At 40.1% G+C, this 1,225-nt stretch carries 1 protein-coding gene; it reads right to left on the bottom strand.

Features of this window, described 5'->3' with window-relative positions; translation table 11 throughout:
• Positions 1 to 268: 268 nt before the first annotated feature.
• Positions 269 to 1,225: J domain-containing protein (locus KIV40_RS24340; protein ID WP_285351749.1), on the bottom strand; the 957-nt coding region annotated here is incomplete at its 5' end.

Here is a 1,225-nt window from a genome sequence, read left to right as displayed (position 1 = left end):
TCAATTTATAATCAATAGGTTAATGAGAAGTGTTAAGTATTAGATTGCAAAATGGCGCATAATTTTTAAAAAGCTTAATTCGAGACTCTTTCGGATAACTACAGGTAAGGCAAACGTACTATCACAGATTGTGAGTGAATTTTCGCGCTGAGAAGGAATGGGGCAGAGATTAGCCAGCCAGATAATTGCTCAGGTTCCAACTTGTATGGGAAATGTGTTGAAACCTTAGACTCTAATGTTCTATGAGAGCGATTAGATTGAAAACAAACTAAAACCAATCATCCTCAAAGGAAAATAACTCGGATGAAGCCATACTTAAAAGCTGATTTTCAAAGCGCGAAGCTTTAACTTTTTCCTTTAAATGCACCTGCAACTGCTTAACAGTTTTTACATCTTGGCATTTTTCATGTAACTCTATCGTTTCTCTTTCTAATGTTGCTCGATACTGTTTTAAGCCTTCTTCCCGTCTGGCTTTGCTGCCCCCACCAAACTTTTGCCAAATAATGCTTTTTAGGTCATGACCATGTTGGAGCTCTTGATACGTCAGATTCAAGTGCCGAAGTTTTTCTTCGAGCGTCGCTTGTAAGCGCTCAATCATGTCACTATCCATTATCATCTCGTGATCTGGTAAGTATTGCTGAGCCATTAACAGTAACGCTACGACATCTTTATCTTTCTTCGCTTGTGATAACTGTTGCATTAAAGCGCTTTTTTCAATCTTCTTTTTCTCATCCGTTTCTCTATCTGGATGCAACTGCTTTGCTAGCTGGCGATAAAGTTTTGTCATTTGCTTATCACTGTATAGCGCTTGACTGTTTTCGTTATAAGGCGACTTAGAGTTTACTGGCTCATTGTCCTGAGAAAAAAAGTTATCAGCTCCCCAATCAATACCATCGTCCTCTTCTGACGACTCTTTTTCGACTTTTTCAGCCATCAGTGCTTGCAGATAGTCGTGAAACTTACGAGGATCCTCAACCATCTCCAACAGCTGTTCGTTACTGATGTTGATATCATCACCGAGCATCATAGAAATCTCTTCTCGAAGCTCATTAAGTTGCTCTTCAGTCATCGAGTCCGTAGTAGGTTGATTGGTAACATCGGACATCAACGCTTCATCAAGGGCGTGGCGCAGTTCATCGGTATTGATCGGGTTAAATGGGTTGGCTTCTAAAATACTCAATTCTTCTAGTATCCAATCATACAGCGCTTCACGTTGTGCACCTTT

It is taken from the genome of Vibrio sp. D173a (genome assembly GCF_030248475.1).
Note: the sequence above shows the minus strand (reverse complement) of the source record. Positions and strands in the feature narration are given on the sequence as shown.